General features: G+C 34.0%; 15 protein-coding genes. 5 read left to right on the top strand and 10 right to left on the bottom strand.

Features of this window, described 5'->3' with window-relative positions; genetic code table 11:
- Positions 1-199: 199 nt before the first annotated feature.
- The 3 genes from KA894_RS06000 to KA894_RS06010 are packed head-to-tail and all read right to left on the bottom strand — an operon-like array spanning position 200 to position 2,524.
- A complete protein-coding gene (locus KA894_RS06000) occupies positions 200-808 on the bottom strand; it encodes an aminotransferase class IV (RefSeq protein ID WP_119488012.1) in 609 nt (202 codons plus the stop codon).
- Positions 808-1,947, bottom strand: coding sequence for an aminodeoxychorismate synthase component I (gene pabB, locus KA894_RS06005; RefSeq protein ID WP_210133835.1), 1,140 nt, complete (start codon positions 1,945-1,947; stop codon positions 808-810). Before pabB ends, KA894_RS06000 begins: the two co-directional genes overlap by 1 nt.
- Positions 1,931-2,524: an anthranilate synthase component II gene (locus KA894_RS06010; RefSeq protein ID WP_103373314.1), complete on the bottom strand. Its 594-nt coding sequence runs from the start codon at positions 2,522-2,524 to the stop codon at positions 1,931-1,933. Before KA894_RS06010 ends, pabB begins: the two co-directional genes overlap by 17 nt.
- 246 nt (positions 2,525-2,770) lie before the next feature.
- Here KA894_RS06010 and queC point away from each other — a divergent pair, with 246 nt between their 5' ends.
- The 5 genes from queC (at position 2,771) to KA894_RS06035 (ending at position 5,732) form a co-directional block, all read left to right on the top strand.
- Entirely contained in the window at positions 2,771-3,442 is a 672-nt protein-coding gene (queC, locus tag KA894_RS06015; RefSeq protein ID WP_115342360.1) for a 7-cyano-7-deazaguanine synthase QueC, read from the top strand.
- 1 nt (position 3,443) lies between these two features.
- On the top strand, positions 3,444-3,869 hold the full coding sequence (gene queD, locus KA894_RS06020) for a 6-carboxytetrahydropterin synthase QueD (protein ID WP_096810724.1): 426 nt from the start codon (positions 3,444-3,446) through the stop codon (positions 3,867-3,869).
- Positions 3,862-4,578 (top strand): 7-carboxy-7-deazaguanine synthase QueE, encoded by a 717-nt coding sequence (queE, locus tag KA894_RS06025; protein ID WP_115342361.1) that lies wholly within the window; start codon positions 3,862-3,864, stop codon positions 4,576-4,578. Before queD ends, queE begins: the two co-directional genes overlap by 8 nt.
- A gap of 244 nt (positions 4,579-4,822) precedes the next feature.
- On the top strand, positions 4,823-5,416 hold the full coding sequence (locus tag KA894_RS06030; protein ID WP_096810726.1) for a hypothetical protein: 594 nt from the start codon (positions 4,823-4,825) through the stop codon (positions 5,414-5,416).
- 61 nt (positions 5,417-5,477) lie between these two features.
- Positions 5,478-5,732, top strand: a complete 255-nt coding sequence (locus KA894_RS06035) for a GlsB/YeaQ/YmgE family stress response membrane protein (protein ID WP_096810727.1) — start codon at positions 5,478-5,480, stop codon at positions 5,730-5,732.
- A gap of 58 nt (positions 5,733-5,790) precedes the next feature.
- On the opposite strand, the gene KA894_RS06040 is transcribed toward KA894_RS06035, so the two are convergent.
- From KA894_RS06040 to KA894_RS06070, 7 genes are all read right to left on the bottom strand, one after another.
- Positions 5,791-6,882, bottom strand: a complete 1,092-nt coding sequence (locus KA894_RS06040; RefSeq protein ID WP_103373651.1) for a glycosyltransferase family 2 protein — start codon at positions 6,880-6,882, stop codon at positions 5,791-5,793.
- A 518-nt stretch (positions 6,883-7,400) separates the two neighbouring features.
- Positions 7,401-8,240, bottom strand: a complete 840-nt coding sequence (locus KA894_RS06045; RefSeq protein WP_103373652.1) for an aldo/keto reductase — start codon at positions 8,238-8,240, stop codon at positions 7,401-7,403.
- A gap of 362 nt (positions 8,241-8,602) precedes the next feature.
- On the bottom strand, positions 8,603-9,955 hold the full coding sequence (locus KA894_RS06050; protein WP_103373439.1) for a hemolysin family protein: 1,353 nt from the start codon (positions 9,953-9,955) through the stop codon (positions 8,603-8,605).
- Positions 9,956-10,263: 308 nt separating this feature from the next.
- Positions 10,264-11,421 carry an N-acetylglucosamine-6-phosphate deacetylase gene (nagA, locus tag KA894_RS06055; protein WP_096810731.1) on the bottom strand — a complete coding sequence of 386 codons (1,158 nt, stop codon included), beginning with the start codon at positions 11,419-11,421 and terminating at the stop codon, positions 10,264-10,266.
- 185 nt (positions 11,422-11,606) lie between these two features.
- A complete protein-coding gene (locus KA894_RS06060) occupies positions 11,607-13,553 on the bottom strand; it encodes a PTS fructose transporter subunit IIABC (protein WP_107644059.1) in 1,947 nt (648 codons plus the stop codon).
- A 1-nt stretch (position 13,554) separates the two neighbouring features.
- On the bottom strand, positions 13,555-14,478 hold the full coding sequence (pfkB, locus tag KA894_RS06065) for a 1-phosphofructokinase (protein WP_096810733.1): 924 nt from the start codon (positions 14,476-14,478) through the stop codon (positions 13,555-13,557).
- Complete coding sequence (locus KA894_RS06070; protein WP_096810734.1) at positions 14,475-15,233, bottom strand: DeoR/GlpR family DNA-binding transcription regulator; 759 nt, start codon at positions 15,231-15,233, stop codon at positions 14,475-14,477. The genes pfkB and KA894_RS06070 overlap by 4 nt, the downstream gene beginning before the upstream one ends.
- Between the last annotated feature and the right edge of the window lie 40 nt (positions 15,234-15,273).

A 15,273-nucleotide genomic window follows, 5' to 3' on the forward strand; every position in this document is an offset into this window, starting at 1 on the left:
TATTTTGCCTCACTCGCCGACATTAAATTTTTTAAGATTTGTCTTACTTCATTTATATTGTTTTAATTATAATTTTAGAATACGTCATCTCATTTTATTTATTAAATGTTGATAGCGGAGTTATAGTAAACTGCTTTTTCAACACCTTAACTACAATCATTAGAATGGAAAAATATATATTTCTTATACTTTCTATATTCTATAGATTTATTTCAACATCGGCAACCTCTCTCAAACTATTTATTAGAAAAACCTTTATTTGATGGCGGCTTAATTTTTCTCTAAATTCTTGTATATCATAATTTTTTTCAATTAATCTACCTTCATCTATAAGTGCTTGCCTTTTGCAACCTTTTAAAAAATCGTTATCAAAAACAGGCGTATACAATTCATTTCTCTCTTTAATCATAATATTACCTATATCAAATTCTAATATTTTACCTTCTTTATCATATAATAATATGAGATCTGTCTCATGATTGTGCATTAAATGTGCCCTGTTTGTTGTTTTATTTGTGAGTATACGGTTATCTTGAATAGGCTGTAACTGAACAAGTTTAGCTGTAAAGCTATCTTTTGGTGGTAAACTTGCTAACTCGCAATCAAATACGCCATTTGGATTAAGTAATATTTTTACTCTATAGGTGTCATTCGAGCACAACGCTTTAATTTCTCTAATGATTGCATGCCATCTTTCATCTTGAAATGTAATGTGAAAGTGTTCTGCAGACCGCTTCATTCTGTCATGATGATAAGATAACCTTAAAAAATCTCCTGCTTCTAATTTCAACGTTTCAAATAATTGCATTATAATCTCTCCAATATTTTAGTCTTATCTTTAAATTCTTGTACTTCTGCTTCAGGATTGGAATCTATTGTAATACCTGCTCCCACACCATATACTGCTTCTCCGTTTATATATTGTATTGTACGAATTGGTACATTAAATATAGATTTCCCACTAGGTAACAACAAACCAATTGTGCCACAGTAGACATTTCTAGATGTTTGTTCTAATTGTTTAATATAGGTCATTGTGTTGAGTTTCGGCGCACCAGTAATAGAACCGCATGGGAATATTGCTTTTAATATACTTTCTAAAGACAAATGGCGTCCCAACTGTCCAGTTACCATGGAGGTCATTTGATAGACTGTCTGGTATGTTTCAATATGAAATGGTTTGTAGACTTTCACCGTTCCAGTATTAGCAATTCTACTAATATCATTGCGTAATAAATCAACAATCATTACATTTTCAGCTCTGTCTTTCGTGGAACATATTAACTGATTTAAATTATCTCGATCTTCTAATTCTGTTTTACCCCTAGCAATTGTACCTTTCATAGGTTTGCTTAAAATGGTGTTAGATTGTTTTTTAAAAGGTCCGTATTGAAAGAAAAGCTCTGGAGACAATGATGCAATTTGCACTTCATCTGTGTCGATTAATGCAGAATAATAACCATGGTTGTCTCTTTGCAATACATGGTACAATTCAGAGATTGGCCCTCGTATATCGTCTTTTAGCCTTGTCGTATAATTGACTTGATATGTATTGCCTTCAGTTATAGCATGTTGTACCCATTTGATGTGTTTAATCATTTGTTCATGTGCATATTGGAAGGTAAAATGATGTTTCTTTTGATATCCATTACACACTTTTTTCCCTTCATTTTTTGCTTGTTTAAATACATAAGCGGCTGCATATATAAATGAAGATTCTGATTCGATAGTTGCCATTTGACTGTTGAAGTAAGTAGCTGCTTCATAAGGCAAATATAAAGCGACATAATCGCCATTATTTTGATGCGTCTCAGCAAAACGTACAACTTCTCCTACCTCTTCAATGTGGTATGCAATTTTTTTACGCAAATATTTTGTGAGTTGCAATTGATATGTTTCATTTTGTTCTTCATCTATGTAATAACGATAATTAAACTTTATTTGCATGATATGCCTCCACAATTTCAATAAATAATTTAATTTGTTCTATACCGTACTCACTTAAAATTGATTCAGGATGATATTGCACACCGTAAACAGCATCATCTTGATGTGCACATGCCATAATAACACCTTCATCATTGATAGCTGTAGCGCGTAGTATTGAAGGAAATGTATGTATGTTAGCCATTAAGGAATGATAACGCATGACCGAAAACGTCGTAGGTAAGCCTTTAAAAATGTCTGTACCTTTATGCGTAATGAAAGTTGTATGACCGTGAATTGGTTTTTTGTTTTTTATAATGTCACCGCCGAAATGTGTAACTATGAGTTGAAATCCTAAACAAACACCTAAAATCGGGACATGTTTGGCAAATCGGTCTATCACTTTGTTCAGTATAGGATAATCTATTGGCTTGCCTGGCCCTGGCGATATGACAATCGCTTCTGGTTTCATACCGAAAATCTCATCTATAACAACTTCATCAACATCAATAACAAACACTTCTCTTGCATAGCATTGTTTAAGATAATCTACAATATTATATGTGAATGAATCTTTATTATCGATTACAAGTAGCATTAAATCACCTCAATAGTATTTATATAAACATTTATTATGTTCATTATCCCAAATCCTAACTTGATTTTACAGCTTAAATGTATTATTCTAGTCACGGTATAAATGAAACAGAGGTTTCTAGCTGACACCCTCTATAAAAAACTAGACACCGGAACGACGTCTATCTTTTTTATAGAGATAGACGTTTTTTTATGGCGTCATAACATTTATATGAAAGCTAATATATTTTAAGGAGTGTAAATTAGAATGACGCAACGCACATTAAACAATAATAAAGCCATCGTCGTATTTAGCGGCGGTCAAGATAGTACGACATGTTTATTTTGGGCTAAAGCACATTTTGAAGAAGTCGCTTTGGTCACTTTCGAATATGGTCAACGACATGATACAGAAATCCAAGTTGCTAAACAAATTGCTAAGGAACAACAAGTTGAACACCATGTACTCGATATGTCACTATTATCTCAACTCACTCCGAACGCATTAACACAACATGATATGGATATCGAAGAAGGAGAAGATGGCGTACCAAATACTTTTGTACCAGCACGTAACCTATTATTTTTATCTTTTGCTGGGGCTTTGGCATACCAAACTAATGCAAAACATATTATTACTGGCGTTTGTGAAACTGACTTTTCTGGCTACCCTGATTGTCGTGATAGTTTTATTAAATCAATGAACGTCACACTTTCGCTCTCTATGGATAAATATTTTGTCATCCATACACCACTTATGTGGCTTGATAAGAAACAAACATGGGCATTGAGTGATGAGCTGGGTGTACTCGACTATATTAGATATCAAACTTTAACTTGTTATAACGGTATTGTCGGCGAAGGCTGTGGCGAGTGTCCTGCGTGTAAACTACGTGCTCGAGGATTAAACGCTTATTTAGAAGAAAAAGGAGCGAAATAATATGTTCCAACAACATTACCCTAGCATTAACCATAACTACCAGTTTGAACTTAATAAAGATTTTAATTTTTCAGCCGCGCACTATATTCCGAGTGATGACGCTGGAAAATGTATGCGTACTCACGGCCATACTTACTTTGTAAATTTAACTATTGGTGGGGACGTCTTAGATCATAATGGTTTCTTAGTGAATTTTAGTGAATTGAAAAAGTTAGTGCATGATCAATTTGATCACCATTTATTAAATGAATTACCACAATTTAAAGATAAAAGCCCTTCCACAGAAATAGTTGCGCAAACCATTTACGAAATGGTGCAAACCTCTTTAAACGAAAGAGCCAATCAACCACAATGCTTACAAGTTTATGTAAGAGAAACACCAACGAGTTATGTCATATTTAGACCAAAGGAGTTAAATCATGAGTAAAATTCCTGTTCTTGAAATTTTTGGCCCAACCATTCAGGGCGAAGGTCGTGTCATTGGTCGTAAGACGATGTTTGTACGTACAGCTGGGTGCGATTACCGATGTAGCTGGTGTGATTCTAGTTTTACATGGGATGGCAGTGCAAAAGAAGATATACGTATGATGAATGCTGAAGAAATTTATGCGGCATTATATGACCTTGCTGGTGAGTCGTTTAATCACGTGACCATTTCTGGTGGCAACCCTGCTTTAATCAGAGGAATTCAGGGCTTAGTGGATTTGTTTGAAGAAAAAGGTATACAAAGCGCCTTAGAAACACAAGGTAGTAAATTCCAACCATGGATGACACAAATTGATGATTTAACGATTAGCCCTAAACCACCTAGTTCAATGATGAAGCCAAACTTACCTATCTTAGATGACGTTATTGCAAAATGTGTCCCAGAAACACTAAATCTAAAAGTTGTTATTTTTGATGATGATGATTATGAGTTTGCTAAAATGATTCATCACCGGTATCCCGATACCCCTTTTTATCTACAAGTTGGTAACCCCTACTTAGATGGCGAGTATGTCGAAGCACATACAGAAAAATTACTATCATTATACGAAACGCTTGTAGATCGAGTAATGGTAAGTAATGATATGAATAATGTATATGTATTGCCTCAATTACACACTTTACTCTGGAGTAACAAAAAAGGTGTTTAAATTGTGTCGAATAACCGGTTCATTGTATAATGCCTTTTGTCTATACAATGAACCGTTTTTTCATTTGAATCAATAGACTTAGGAACAATAGTCACTGTATATGTATAATGATTTAAATTAATAACCTTTTACAGGTTGACTCGTTTTTATTTCATAAATTATAAAATATCAACTGTTATTAAATGATTAAATTAAACTTACTTGATATAATGTTGCAGTGAAGTATCTAGGTTAGGAGAGCAACATGCTAATAAATATAATCATAAATATAGCTACGGTATTAATCATTCTAGGTATTGATTTATATCGTCAGAATTTCAAACAACTTAAGTTCAGCTCTATACTTTTAGCAATAACTATAAATGCTATGATCAATTTAGTTATTGTGGGCAAATATGATTACATAACATTTTATACTTGTGTTCAATTGATTATTTGGACAATGCTACAATTGTATTTAAATAAAAAGATCAAAGTATATGTGATTACTGATCAAAAATTGATTGGTTTCATTTTATCAATTATCATGAGTACATCTTTAATCCTTTCATACGATACAAGTAACGATTCTTACTATATGTCTATTCCATATTTAGCACCGGCCATTTTTATTATAGGCGCAACTTTGTTGTTCTATAGTACTTTCCAAACACATGAAAAAGAACAAATTAAAGTATTAAATCGTATTCGCCGGCCTATCACGATTGGACAAATATGTATTATATTATCTTTTACTATCATGACTTTATTAACACCGTATTGGTATGCCTTTATTATTGTACATTTGTTATTTATACTTTTTTTATTATGGCAGAATATATTTTTTTCACAAAAATGATTAACAAATTATATTTTGTGGTATGTAATAATAGTTAAATAAATTATAGAGGAGGTATATCATGTTTGGATTTATCCTTATGTTAATCGTCGGTGGTTTAATCGGTTGGATTGCTGGTGGCATCTTAGGTAAAGATATCCCCGGTGGCATTATCGGTAATATCATTGCTGGTGTTGTAGGCTCTGCACTGGGTTCTTGGATTTTAGGCGATTGGGGTTGGCACTTAGGTGGCATTGCGATATTCCCTGCGCTTATCGGAACGATTATCCTTGTAGCGCTCTTATCATTTATATTAGGTAAATTGCGCAAAAAATAATATATCATATTTAAATAACCCCAGATTAAGCGAAACCAAGCTTAATCTGAGGTTATTTTTATCTGTGTTTTACAAGTGGTTTATCTTTATCAGAAGTTGCTTTACGCGACGGTGTATATAAAGATGCTGCGCTGTTCACATTATTTTGGTTATCTTTAATTGTATAATCTGACATTTGCAATTTAGATTCAGATTGCTTTGTTTTATTTTTAGGATCCAAATTAGAAACTTGCACAATATATTTTGGACGTTGTTTGACTTCGTAATAAATTCTACCAATATACTCTCCAACAATACCTATTGAAATGAGTTGGATACCGCCGAGTAATAAAATCGCTGCAATCGTTGAAAAGTAACCTGGTGTTTTAACACCATTAATCATAATGCTTCCAAAACTAAAGACAATATAGAGTAAGCTCACAAAGAAAACAACAAGCCCTAAATAAATCATGGCACGTAATGGTTTATTGTTAAATGAAATGAGACCATCAATACCATAATTCAATAATTTACCAAATGACCATTTCGATTTTCCGTCTTCTCTTTCAACATTTTCATAAGTGAATACCTTAGTGTTATAACCAATCCATTCGAACAATCCTTTTGAAAAACGATTGTATTCATTTAACTCTGTCAATGAATGAATTGCACGTTGGCTGAGCAACCTAAAATCACCAATGCCGTCTTCTAATTTTATGTCTTCAACAAGATGATTAATCACTTTGTAATACACTTTAGTTAGCCATTTTCTTGAACGTTTTTCACCTGTTCTATCACGTTTAGCCACAACTTGATCGTAACCATCTAAATAACTGTCAACCATTTGGGGGATCAACTCAGGGGGGTGTTGTAAATCAGCGTCAATCATCACTACAGCATCACAATTGACACTGTGTTGAAAACCAGCAATCATTGCGGATTCCTTACCAAAATTTCTACTGAATGAAATATATTTCACATGATTGTCATGTGTCGCCATTTCTTGAATATAATTGATTGTTTTATCGTGACTACCGTCATCTATAAATAATAATTCGTAGTTATACTGACGGTTGAGACTGTCTTCCGTTAAGATTTCTGTTAATCTGTCATACGTTTTTAATATTACTTCACCTTCATTATAACATGGCACTATTATTCTTATATCCATATTAAACACCTTCATTTCAATGACTTCAATTTCACTTTATCAATATTCACAGTTATTTTGCCATTCTTATTATTTAGATTTACGCAATCTTTATATTACCTTAATATTCATTAATGAAACTTAATTGTTTAACAAATATTGCAAATTGTTGTTAACTAAACTGCTTTTATAATTAGGAATTGTCACTGTTTGAATTACAAATTTTCTTAATACAGTAATAAATCATTAAACTTAAATATTGTTCTATATATTTTTTGTAAAAAGTTGTAACTTTGTCCATTAAGTTTATCAACTATTGCAAACGATTGAAAATAAAACCCTTTATAACTTTAATCTAAAAAACAGGAAAGAAATCAAAAGTTACTAAATTGATTTTCTCCCCTGTCCTTTAACAAGAATATAATAAGTTTTCAACATATTTAATATGAATAGATATAGCTATACTTAATTACTGTAATGAGACGCTTATAACCTGTAATAAGTGGCCTATCCGCCCAAAGTGATACTGCATGAAGGTATTATTTTAAGTCACCAATACGTACCTTATCTGGGTCTTTACCTTGACGGTCATTTCGATTTAAATTATCTATCTCAGCAATATCCCTTAATTCTAAAGTGAAATCAAAAATATCATAATTTTCCTTAATACGTTCTGGTGTTTTTGATTTAGGAATTATCAAGCGATTATGTGCTAAATGCCAACGTAAAACAACTTGTGCAGGTGTCTTACCGTATCGATTTGCGATGTCAGTTATCACTGGATGATCCAACAATCCTTGATTTCTCATTAATGGCATCCAAGCTGTTACAGCAATATCGTTATCGTCACAATAAGCTTGCAACTCGTGTTGGCTAAAGTAAGGGTGTACCTCGATTTGGTTTACAGCTGGTGTGATTTCAGTTTCAGCCATTAATGTCTCTAAATGATGTTGTTTAAAATTACAAACACCAATTGCACGAATACGTCCTTCTTTATATAGTTTTTCCATTGCTTTATAGGTTTCTATAAACAAATTATCTGCTTCACATGGCCAATGTATTAAGAATAAATCTAAATAATCCGTGCCTAAATTTTCTATTGATTTAGTGAAAAACTCTATTGTTTTATCATATCCTTGGTAATCATTCCAGATTTTAGATGTAATGAATAAATCAGAACGAGGTATATCTGCTTTTTTTAAAGCATTTCCTAATGCTATTTCATTTTTATAAAAGTAGGCTGTATCAAACGCACGATAACCTGATTCTAATGCAGCATTGACCGCTTTTTCCATTTCTTCTTCAGTGATTTTATAAACACCCAAACCAACTTTCGGCATTGGATAACCATTATTTAAATAATATGTATCGGCTAACATAGAAACAATCCCTCTCTTTATTAATTTAAGTATCATTATTATTTTAATATTTAAATTAATAAATGTATACTTTCTAAATTTTAGATATAAAAAAGCGGGATAGAAATCTATGATGCTTTAAAGATTTCATTATCCCGTTATAATTAGAATGATTATAGCGATAAAAGCTTGCTTTTATTTTAGTTATCTAGTGACAATACCATAGGTGGATTTGAATATTGATTTTATGCCAACTACTGTTAAGGTAACTAAACATCTATTTTTTAGCTCACACAAAAATGCGTCATCAACCTACCAAATCTCATTTATGCTCAATAAACTAAATTTTAGTAAGAAAATGGCTTGGGATCATATATCACGCCTTAGTTATCGTCATCTTCTTCGTCTTCTTCATCTTCCAATGTTGGACGTGTTTCATGATATTCAAATTCTAAAATCACGTTGATAATTTGATGATTATCTACTTCTGATATGACCCAGCGATCATATTGTGTATCTACGTAATCATTAGGCTGTAAATTCGTATTATGCGCTTGTAGCCAGCCACCGATAGTGTCGATATCTTCAGAATCTTCAAATTCAATACCAAATTGGTCATTCAAGTCATCTAATAAGACCCTACCATTAATTTGATACTTATTGTCGCTTAATCTTAAAACGTCGTTCACTTCGTCATCATCAAATTCGTCACGAATTTCACCAACAATTTCTTCTAGTATGTCTTCCATTGTTAGAATACCAGCTGTTCCCCCATATTCATCTATAATTAAACTAATATGGACGTGTTCACGCTGCATTCTTATAAGTGCATCGCTTATCCTTGTTGTTTCAGAAATCATTGGTAGATCATGAATATAATTACTTGCTTTCATCGGTTTCCCAGAAGCATACTCTGTTAAAAATTCTTTTACATTAATAAACCCTTTGACGTGGTCTTTATCCCCATCTTCAGTAATCGGGTAACGTGTAAATTGATGTTCTTTAATCGTTTCTAATAATTCATCAACGTTAAATGGTTCATTCAATGTAACCATTTGCGTACGAGGAACCATGATATCTTTAGCATGTCTTTCGTCAAACGAAAAAATATTTTGCATATATGCTAATTCTGTTTGGTTAATTTCGCCGCCGTTATAACTATTGTTTATAATAATTTTTATTTCTTCTTCTGACATAGCATCATTATTAGCATCTGGATCTACGCCAAACATGCGAATAATCATTCTTGCTGAACCGTTCATTAACCAAATTAATGGTTTCATGATAAGTCCAAAATAATATAGCGGTCTTGCATACACAAGCGCCAACTTTTCAGTATATTGAATTGCAAGTGTTTTCGGTGCTAATTCACCAAGAACCACATGTAAATAAGTCACAATAATAAATGCTACAATAAATGATATCGTCGTCGTTAATGCATCAGGTAAATGGATTACTTCAAATAGTGGATGCAATAACTTATTAAATGTTGGTTCTCCTAACCAACCTAAACCTAAAGATGTCACGGTAATCCCCAATTGACATGCGGATAAATAATAGTCTAGGTTTTTAATCATTTTTTTTACAATGCGTGCATTACCATTGCCCTCTGTAGCAAGTTGTTCAATCCTTGTGGTACGTACTTTCACTAAAGCAAATTCCGACCCTACAAAGACAGTAGTTAATGCTATTAAGAAAAAGAATATTACTAAATTCATTATGGTCACTGTTTCCAATTAGTTCCCTATTTCTAGGGATTCACCTCCAAATTTTGTGTCACAATAGGTGACTGCTTATCAAATCTTACATGATTGTTGATTATTGTTTTATAGGCTAAATCCTTCCCATTGTAACACCTCCCTAAAAACACGCATTACTTTTATTTTATCATAATATTTGTATTGAAAGTCATTTATAATAATTAAAATTTTATATTCACCTAATTTACCATTTAAACGCAAATTCACTTTTAAGTCAACTTTCTGATTTATATTTCAGACGTACTAAATAGGCTTCATTCTTTTTAATCGTTTGGTTATTATAACTAATTAAATTTATGAATCTCACCTTGTTTAATTGTTGTTAGCACTTCAATATCATCGTTAACTATGACAATATCTGCATCTTTGCCAACCTTCAGACTGCCTTTTTCGTTGTCTATTTTTAAAGCTACTGCTTGGTTTAAACTGGTAACAGGCCATAGGTTATCCAACGTATCTCCTGTAAATTGCATAAGATTGTAGAGACCGTTGTTCATTTTCAAAATACTCCCTGCTAATGCCCCTGAGGCTAAACGAGCTTCTGAACCTTTTACAATGACATTTTGACCGCCTAAATCATACTCGCCATCAGGCATACCTTTCGCTCGCATAGCGTCTGTAATCAAGTAAAATTGTTTATTACCTTTTTGCTTATAAGCAATTTTTACAGCTGCTGGGTGGGAGTGGATGCCATCCACGATAACTTCAGTGCTTAATTTATCATTAAGCCAAGCTGCGCCAAATAATCCCGGTTCCCTATGTTCAAATGGCGTTCCTGCATTATATAAGTGCGTTACATGTTTTGCTCCATTTTCAGCCGCTTCATTACTCTCATCAAATGTTGCTACCGTGTGTCCGATTGAAAAGATAATGTCATCATGAAAAGCTGCTAGCGTCTCTTGTGCGCCAGCAACTTCAGGTGCAAATGTCATCACCTTAATTTGATGATTCGCTACATTTTGAAAATAATTTATTTTTTCTACTGAAGGTCTTTGTACATAGCCTGGATTTTGTGCACCCACTTTATGTTCAGAAATAAATGGCCCTTCCAGATGTATACCCACAATATCTGCCGCATTTAACGCATCGTGTTGTGCTTGGTATGCAACAATATTTTCAAGTGCACGCGTAATATTATCATCTGATTGCGTCATAGTCGTTGCTAAGAAACTGGTAGTTCCTTCAGACAATAATGATTCAGATAAATGTTTCAAGCCCTCCAACGAAGCATCCATCGCATCTTCTCCATAACCCCCATGCATATGAATGTCAATAAAGCCAGGTAAGATGTGATGTCCTTGTGCATCGATAGTTTGTAACTCACCTTCATAATCCCCTATACCTACACCAGCGATTTTACCGGATTTAATAATAATATATCCACGTTCGATGATTTCTTCTTCCGTATATATTCGCCCATTTTCAATTACATATTCAGTCATTTGTTCTACCTTCTTTTCAATGATTTTACGCTCAAATATGATTGTATAACTTTTATTTTATTTTACCAAATTCATCACTTTTATTATATTCAAAAGTTTTTAATTCATAAAATGACGGCGCAAAAAGCCAGAAGATCACTCAATAATGAGTCTCTTCTGGCTTTATAACATACATCAATCTATTTTTAATCATTCATAGCTTCTGATGCTTGAATTTCTTCTTCAGTTAACTTTGGTTTTAATAAACCATAAATAATTGCACTTATAATCGCGCCTATCACAATAGCGATGAGTGATTGTAGCACATGGCTAAAGTCTGTTCCGATGATGACAAAAATACCACCATGTGGTGCTTGAATCGCTGAACCTAACCCTAAAGCAATCGCTCCGCCAATACCTGAGCCAACCATCATTGATGGAATCACTCTGATAGGGTCTGCTGCTGCAAATGGGATAGCACCTTCAGTAATAAATGATAGCCCCATAACGTAGTTTGGTACAACAGAACCTCTCTGTTCTCTTGTGAATTTCTTACGGAAGATAACCATTGCAGTAGCGATGGCAATTGGCGGAACCATTCCACCTATCATTGCAGCAGTTATTGGCGCTGCGTTGCCTTCAGTCAATGCAGCTGTTGCAAATACATATGCTGCTTTGTTGAATGGACCACCCATATCAATTGCCATCATGGCACCAATGACTAAGCCTAATAACATAATGTTCGTTCCTGATAAACTTTGTAAACCATTTAGTAATAAATTATTTAACCATGATGCCGGCGGATTTAATACATAAATCATGAGTAAACCAGTGATTGAAACTGAGAATACCGGGAAAATCAATGTCGGTTTCAAACCTTCTAATGATTGAGGTAACCCACTGGCTACTTTCTTAATACCTTGTGTTAAGTAACCTGCTAAGAAACCTGCAAGGATACCACCAATAAACCCTGAATCGCCCGAAACAGCAATCATACCACCAACAAGACCAGCTGCGAAGCCTGGTTTGTCCGCAATACTACGTGCAATATATCCAGCTAATATTGGTATAATTAACGCAAAGGCACTCTTATTCCCTATATTCCACAATTGTTCCGCAAAGGCATTATATTCTGAACTTTTTGGATCAAATGCATTTGCACCAAACAAGAACACAATAGCCATTAAAATACCACCAGCAATAACAAGTGGTAACATATTAGAAACACCATTCATTAAGTGTTTATATATTGTTTTACCGATACCTTGTTTTTCATTACTTTCTGACTGTTTACTACTTGACTCACTGCTCGCAACAAATGGTTTACGAGAAGTATCTTGCGCCATGTTAATTAGCTCTTCTGGTCGCTTAATGCCATCAGCAACTGGTACTTCTACTACATTTTTACCATTAAATCGAGCTGTTTCGACGTGTACGTCTGCCGCTACAATCACGCCGTTAGCGCGTTCGATATCTTCATTCGTAAGATGGTTCTTTATTCCTCCAGAACCGTTCGTTTCTACTTTAATTTTAACACCCATTTTATCAGCTTGTTTTTTCAAAGCATCGCGTGCCATGTATGTGTGGGCAATCCCTGTTGGACAAGCTGTAACTGCTAATATATATGGTTCATTTGTATCAGCTGCACTTTCAGCGTCTGTATTATTTACTTCTTCTGCTTCCTCTTCTTCTGTTGCTTCATCATCAGCTTTATCAATAATTTGTAATACCGATTCAGGAGACGTTGCATGAAGTAAATCTTCACGTACTTTATCATCCATTAAAATACCTGATAATTTGGCTAATGCGTCTAAATGTGTTTGTGCGCCACCTTCTGGTGCTGCAATCATAAAGAATAGATGTGCTGGTTGCATGTCTAAACTTTGATAATCTACTCCTTCTTTAGATTTACCAAAGGCAATAGCAGGCGTATCTACTGCAGCAACTTTAGCGTGAGGGATGGCAATGCCCTCTCCGATACCAGTCGTACTTTGAGATTCGCGGTTATATATCGCTTCTTTAAAAGTTGAAACATCATTTAATTTATCCGCTTTATCTAGTTGATTAACTAATTCGTCTATTACGCCATTTTTGTCTGTTGAAGAAAGATCCATAGCTATCGTATCTTTTGTTAATAACTCAGTAATTCTCATCTTATTCACTCCCATTTAGTGTCGTAATTGTCACTTGATTTTTAATAGCTTCAATTGCCTTATTTGTTGCTAAATCATCATTAAATGCAGTTGCTGTTCCCGCAGACACTGCTTGTTTAAACGATGCTTCAATAGAAAGACCTGCTTCAAGGCCAGCAACCATACCCGCTACTGTACTATCACCAGAGCCAACCGTGTTCACAACTTTGCCATTTGGGACTGTCGCTTTTAAGTTATGCGTATGGTCTACGTACACAGCGCCTTCACCACCAAGTGAAACAATGACTGATGCAGCGCCCATTTTTAAAATTTCTCGTGCGTAAATGATGACATCTTCATCTGATTTTATCGTTGTGTCAAACATGACTTCTAATTCATCTTTATTTGGTTTAATAAATAATGGATTATATTTTAATACAGGTTCTACTAAATCTTTTTCAGCATCTACAACTAATTGCGCACCTGTTTGTTTGGTGATTTTTGCAATTTGTTCATATGCATCTGTTGGTACGCTCTTTGGTATACTACCTGCTACTATCACTGTGTCTTCCTTAGCAGTATTTCGAAGTTGTGTAAGTAATGCTGTAAATTGTGTTTCTGAAATACTTGGTCCCGGTGCATTTATTTCAGTTTCGCTACCAGTTTTTAGTTTCACATTAATACGTGTATCTTCATCAACTTGAATAAAATCAGTATAGATTCCCGCTTTTTTCATTGTTTCTATAATGAATTGACCTGGAAAACCACCTGCGAAGCCAAGCGCTGTCGATGACACATTTAATGTTTGTAACACCCTTGAAACGTTGATGCCCTTGCCTCCTGCAAATTTATATGTTTCTGTCGCTCTATTTAATCCATCTAACTCAAAATCATTAGTAAACATAATGTAATCAATAGAAGGATTAAAAGTTACTGTGTAGATCATCGTGTGCCTCCAATAAATTTATAGTTGTCCGCAAATTTTTCAAAAATCCCACTCTCTCTTACTTTTTTAGAAGTAACGATTGTAATTTCATCTTCGATTGGGACATGCGCAAAATATACCTTGTCGTATTTATCATGATCAGCTAATAAGTAGGCTTCTGCGCCTAACTGTATCGCATATTTTTTAATAATTGCTTCTTGTTCGTCTGGTGTTGTTAAACCATACTTCGTATCTATGCCATTCATTCCAATAAAGACTTTATCAAATCGGTATCGTTTCAATGTTTCTAGAGCACTTGCGCCTACTGTCGCAAACGTCGTCGCTTTAATTTCTCCACCTAAAATAAATGTTCTAATACCATACTTAATTAACTCTTCAACATGAGTTAAGCCGCTTGTAACAACCACAATATTTTGCGCCTTTATATAAGGAATCATCTCTAGTGTCGTCGAGCCAGCATCTAAAAAGATGCACTCGTTATCTTCTATTTCCAGAGCAGCTAATCGTCCTATTTCTTGTTTTTCTTTTAAATTTGTAGCACGCTTATCAGCTAAATTGGGTTCTAAAAGAGATGATTGATTAAGTGTTGCGCCTCCATGTACTCTTTTTAATTTCCCGATTTTTTGTAATTTCGATAAATCTCGACGAATCGTTGAAGCACTACAACCTGTACGCTCTATTAATTCTTGCAACGTTAAAAAATCCTTTTTTGACAATTCAGTCAATATGAGTTCATGACGTTTTTCCGTAATCATCTCTTCACCTCATTCCATCATCATTATAATGGTTACGCTT

Origin of the sequence: Staphylococcus sp. GDY8P131P (genome assembly GCF_017891975.1) — a bacterium.
GTDB lineage: Bacteria > Bacillota > Bacilli > Staphylococcales > Staphylococcaceae > Staphylococcus > Staphylococcus nepalensis.

Bases quoted from the DNA above. Each gene is read 5' to 3' on its own strand.
- KA894_RS06030 (WP_096810726.1), top strand. From the start codon at position 4,823: ATGCTAATAAATATAATCATAAATATAGCTACGGTATTAATCATTCTA.
- KA894_RS06035 (WP_096810727.1), top strand. From the start codon at position 5,478: ATGTTTGGATTTATCCTTATGTTAATCGTCGGTGGTTTAATCGGTTGG.
- KA894_RS06045 (WP_103373652.1), bottom strand. From the start codon at position 8,240: ATGTTAGCCGATACATATTATTTAAATAATGGTTATCCAATGCCGAAA.
- nagA (WP_096810731.1), bottom strand. From the start codon at position 11,421: ATGACTGAATATGTAATTGAAAATGGGCGAATATATACGGAAGAAGAA.
- KA894_RS06010 (WP_103373314.1), bottom strand. From the start codon at position 2,524: ATGCTACTTGTAATCGATAATAAAGATTCATTCACATATAATATTGTA.
- pabB (WP_210133835.1), bottom strand. From the start codon at position 1,947: ATGCAAATAAAGTTTAATTATCGTTATTACATAGATGAAGAACAAAAT.
- queC (WP_115342360.1), top strand. From the start codon at position 2,771: ATGACGCAACGCACATTAAACAATAATAAAGCCATCGTCGTATTTAGC.
- pfkB (WP_096810733.1), bottom strand. From the start codon at position 14,478: ATGATCTACACAGTAACTTTTAATCCTTCTATTGATTACATTATGTTT.
- KA894_RS06070 (WP_096810734.1), bottom strand. From the start codon at position 15,233: ATGATTACGGAAAAACGTCATGAACTCATATTGACTGAATTGTCAAAA.
- KA894_RS06040 (WP_103373651.1), bottom strand. From the start codon at position 6,882: ATGGATATAAGAATAATAGTGCCATGTTATAATGAAGGTGAAGTAATA.
- queE (WP_115342361.1), top strand. From the start codon at position 3,862: ATGAGTAAAATTCCTGTTCTTGAAATTTTTGGCCCAACCATTCAGGGC.
- KA894_RS06000 (WP_119488012.1), bottom strand. From the start codon at position 808: ATGCAATTATTTGAAACGTTGAAATTAGAAGCAGGAGATTTTTTAAGG.
- KA894_RS06060 (WP_107644059.1), bottom strand. From the start codon at position 13,553: ATGAGAATTACTGAGTTATTAACAAAAGATACGATAGCTATGGATCTT.
- queD (WP_096810724.1), top strand. From the start codon at position 3,444: ATGTTCCAACAACATTACCCTAGCATTAACCATAACTACCAGTTTGAA.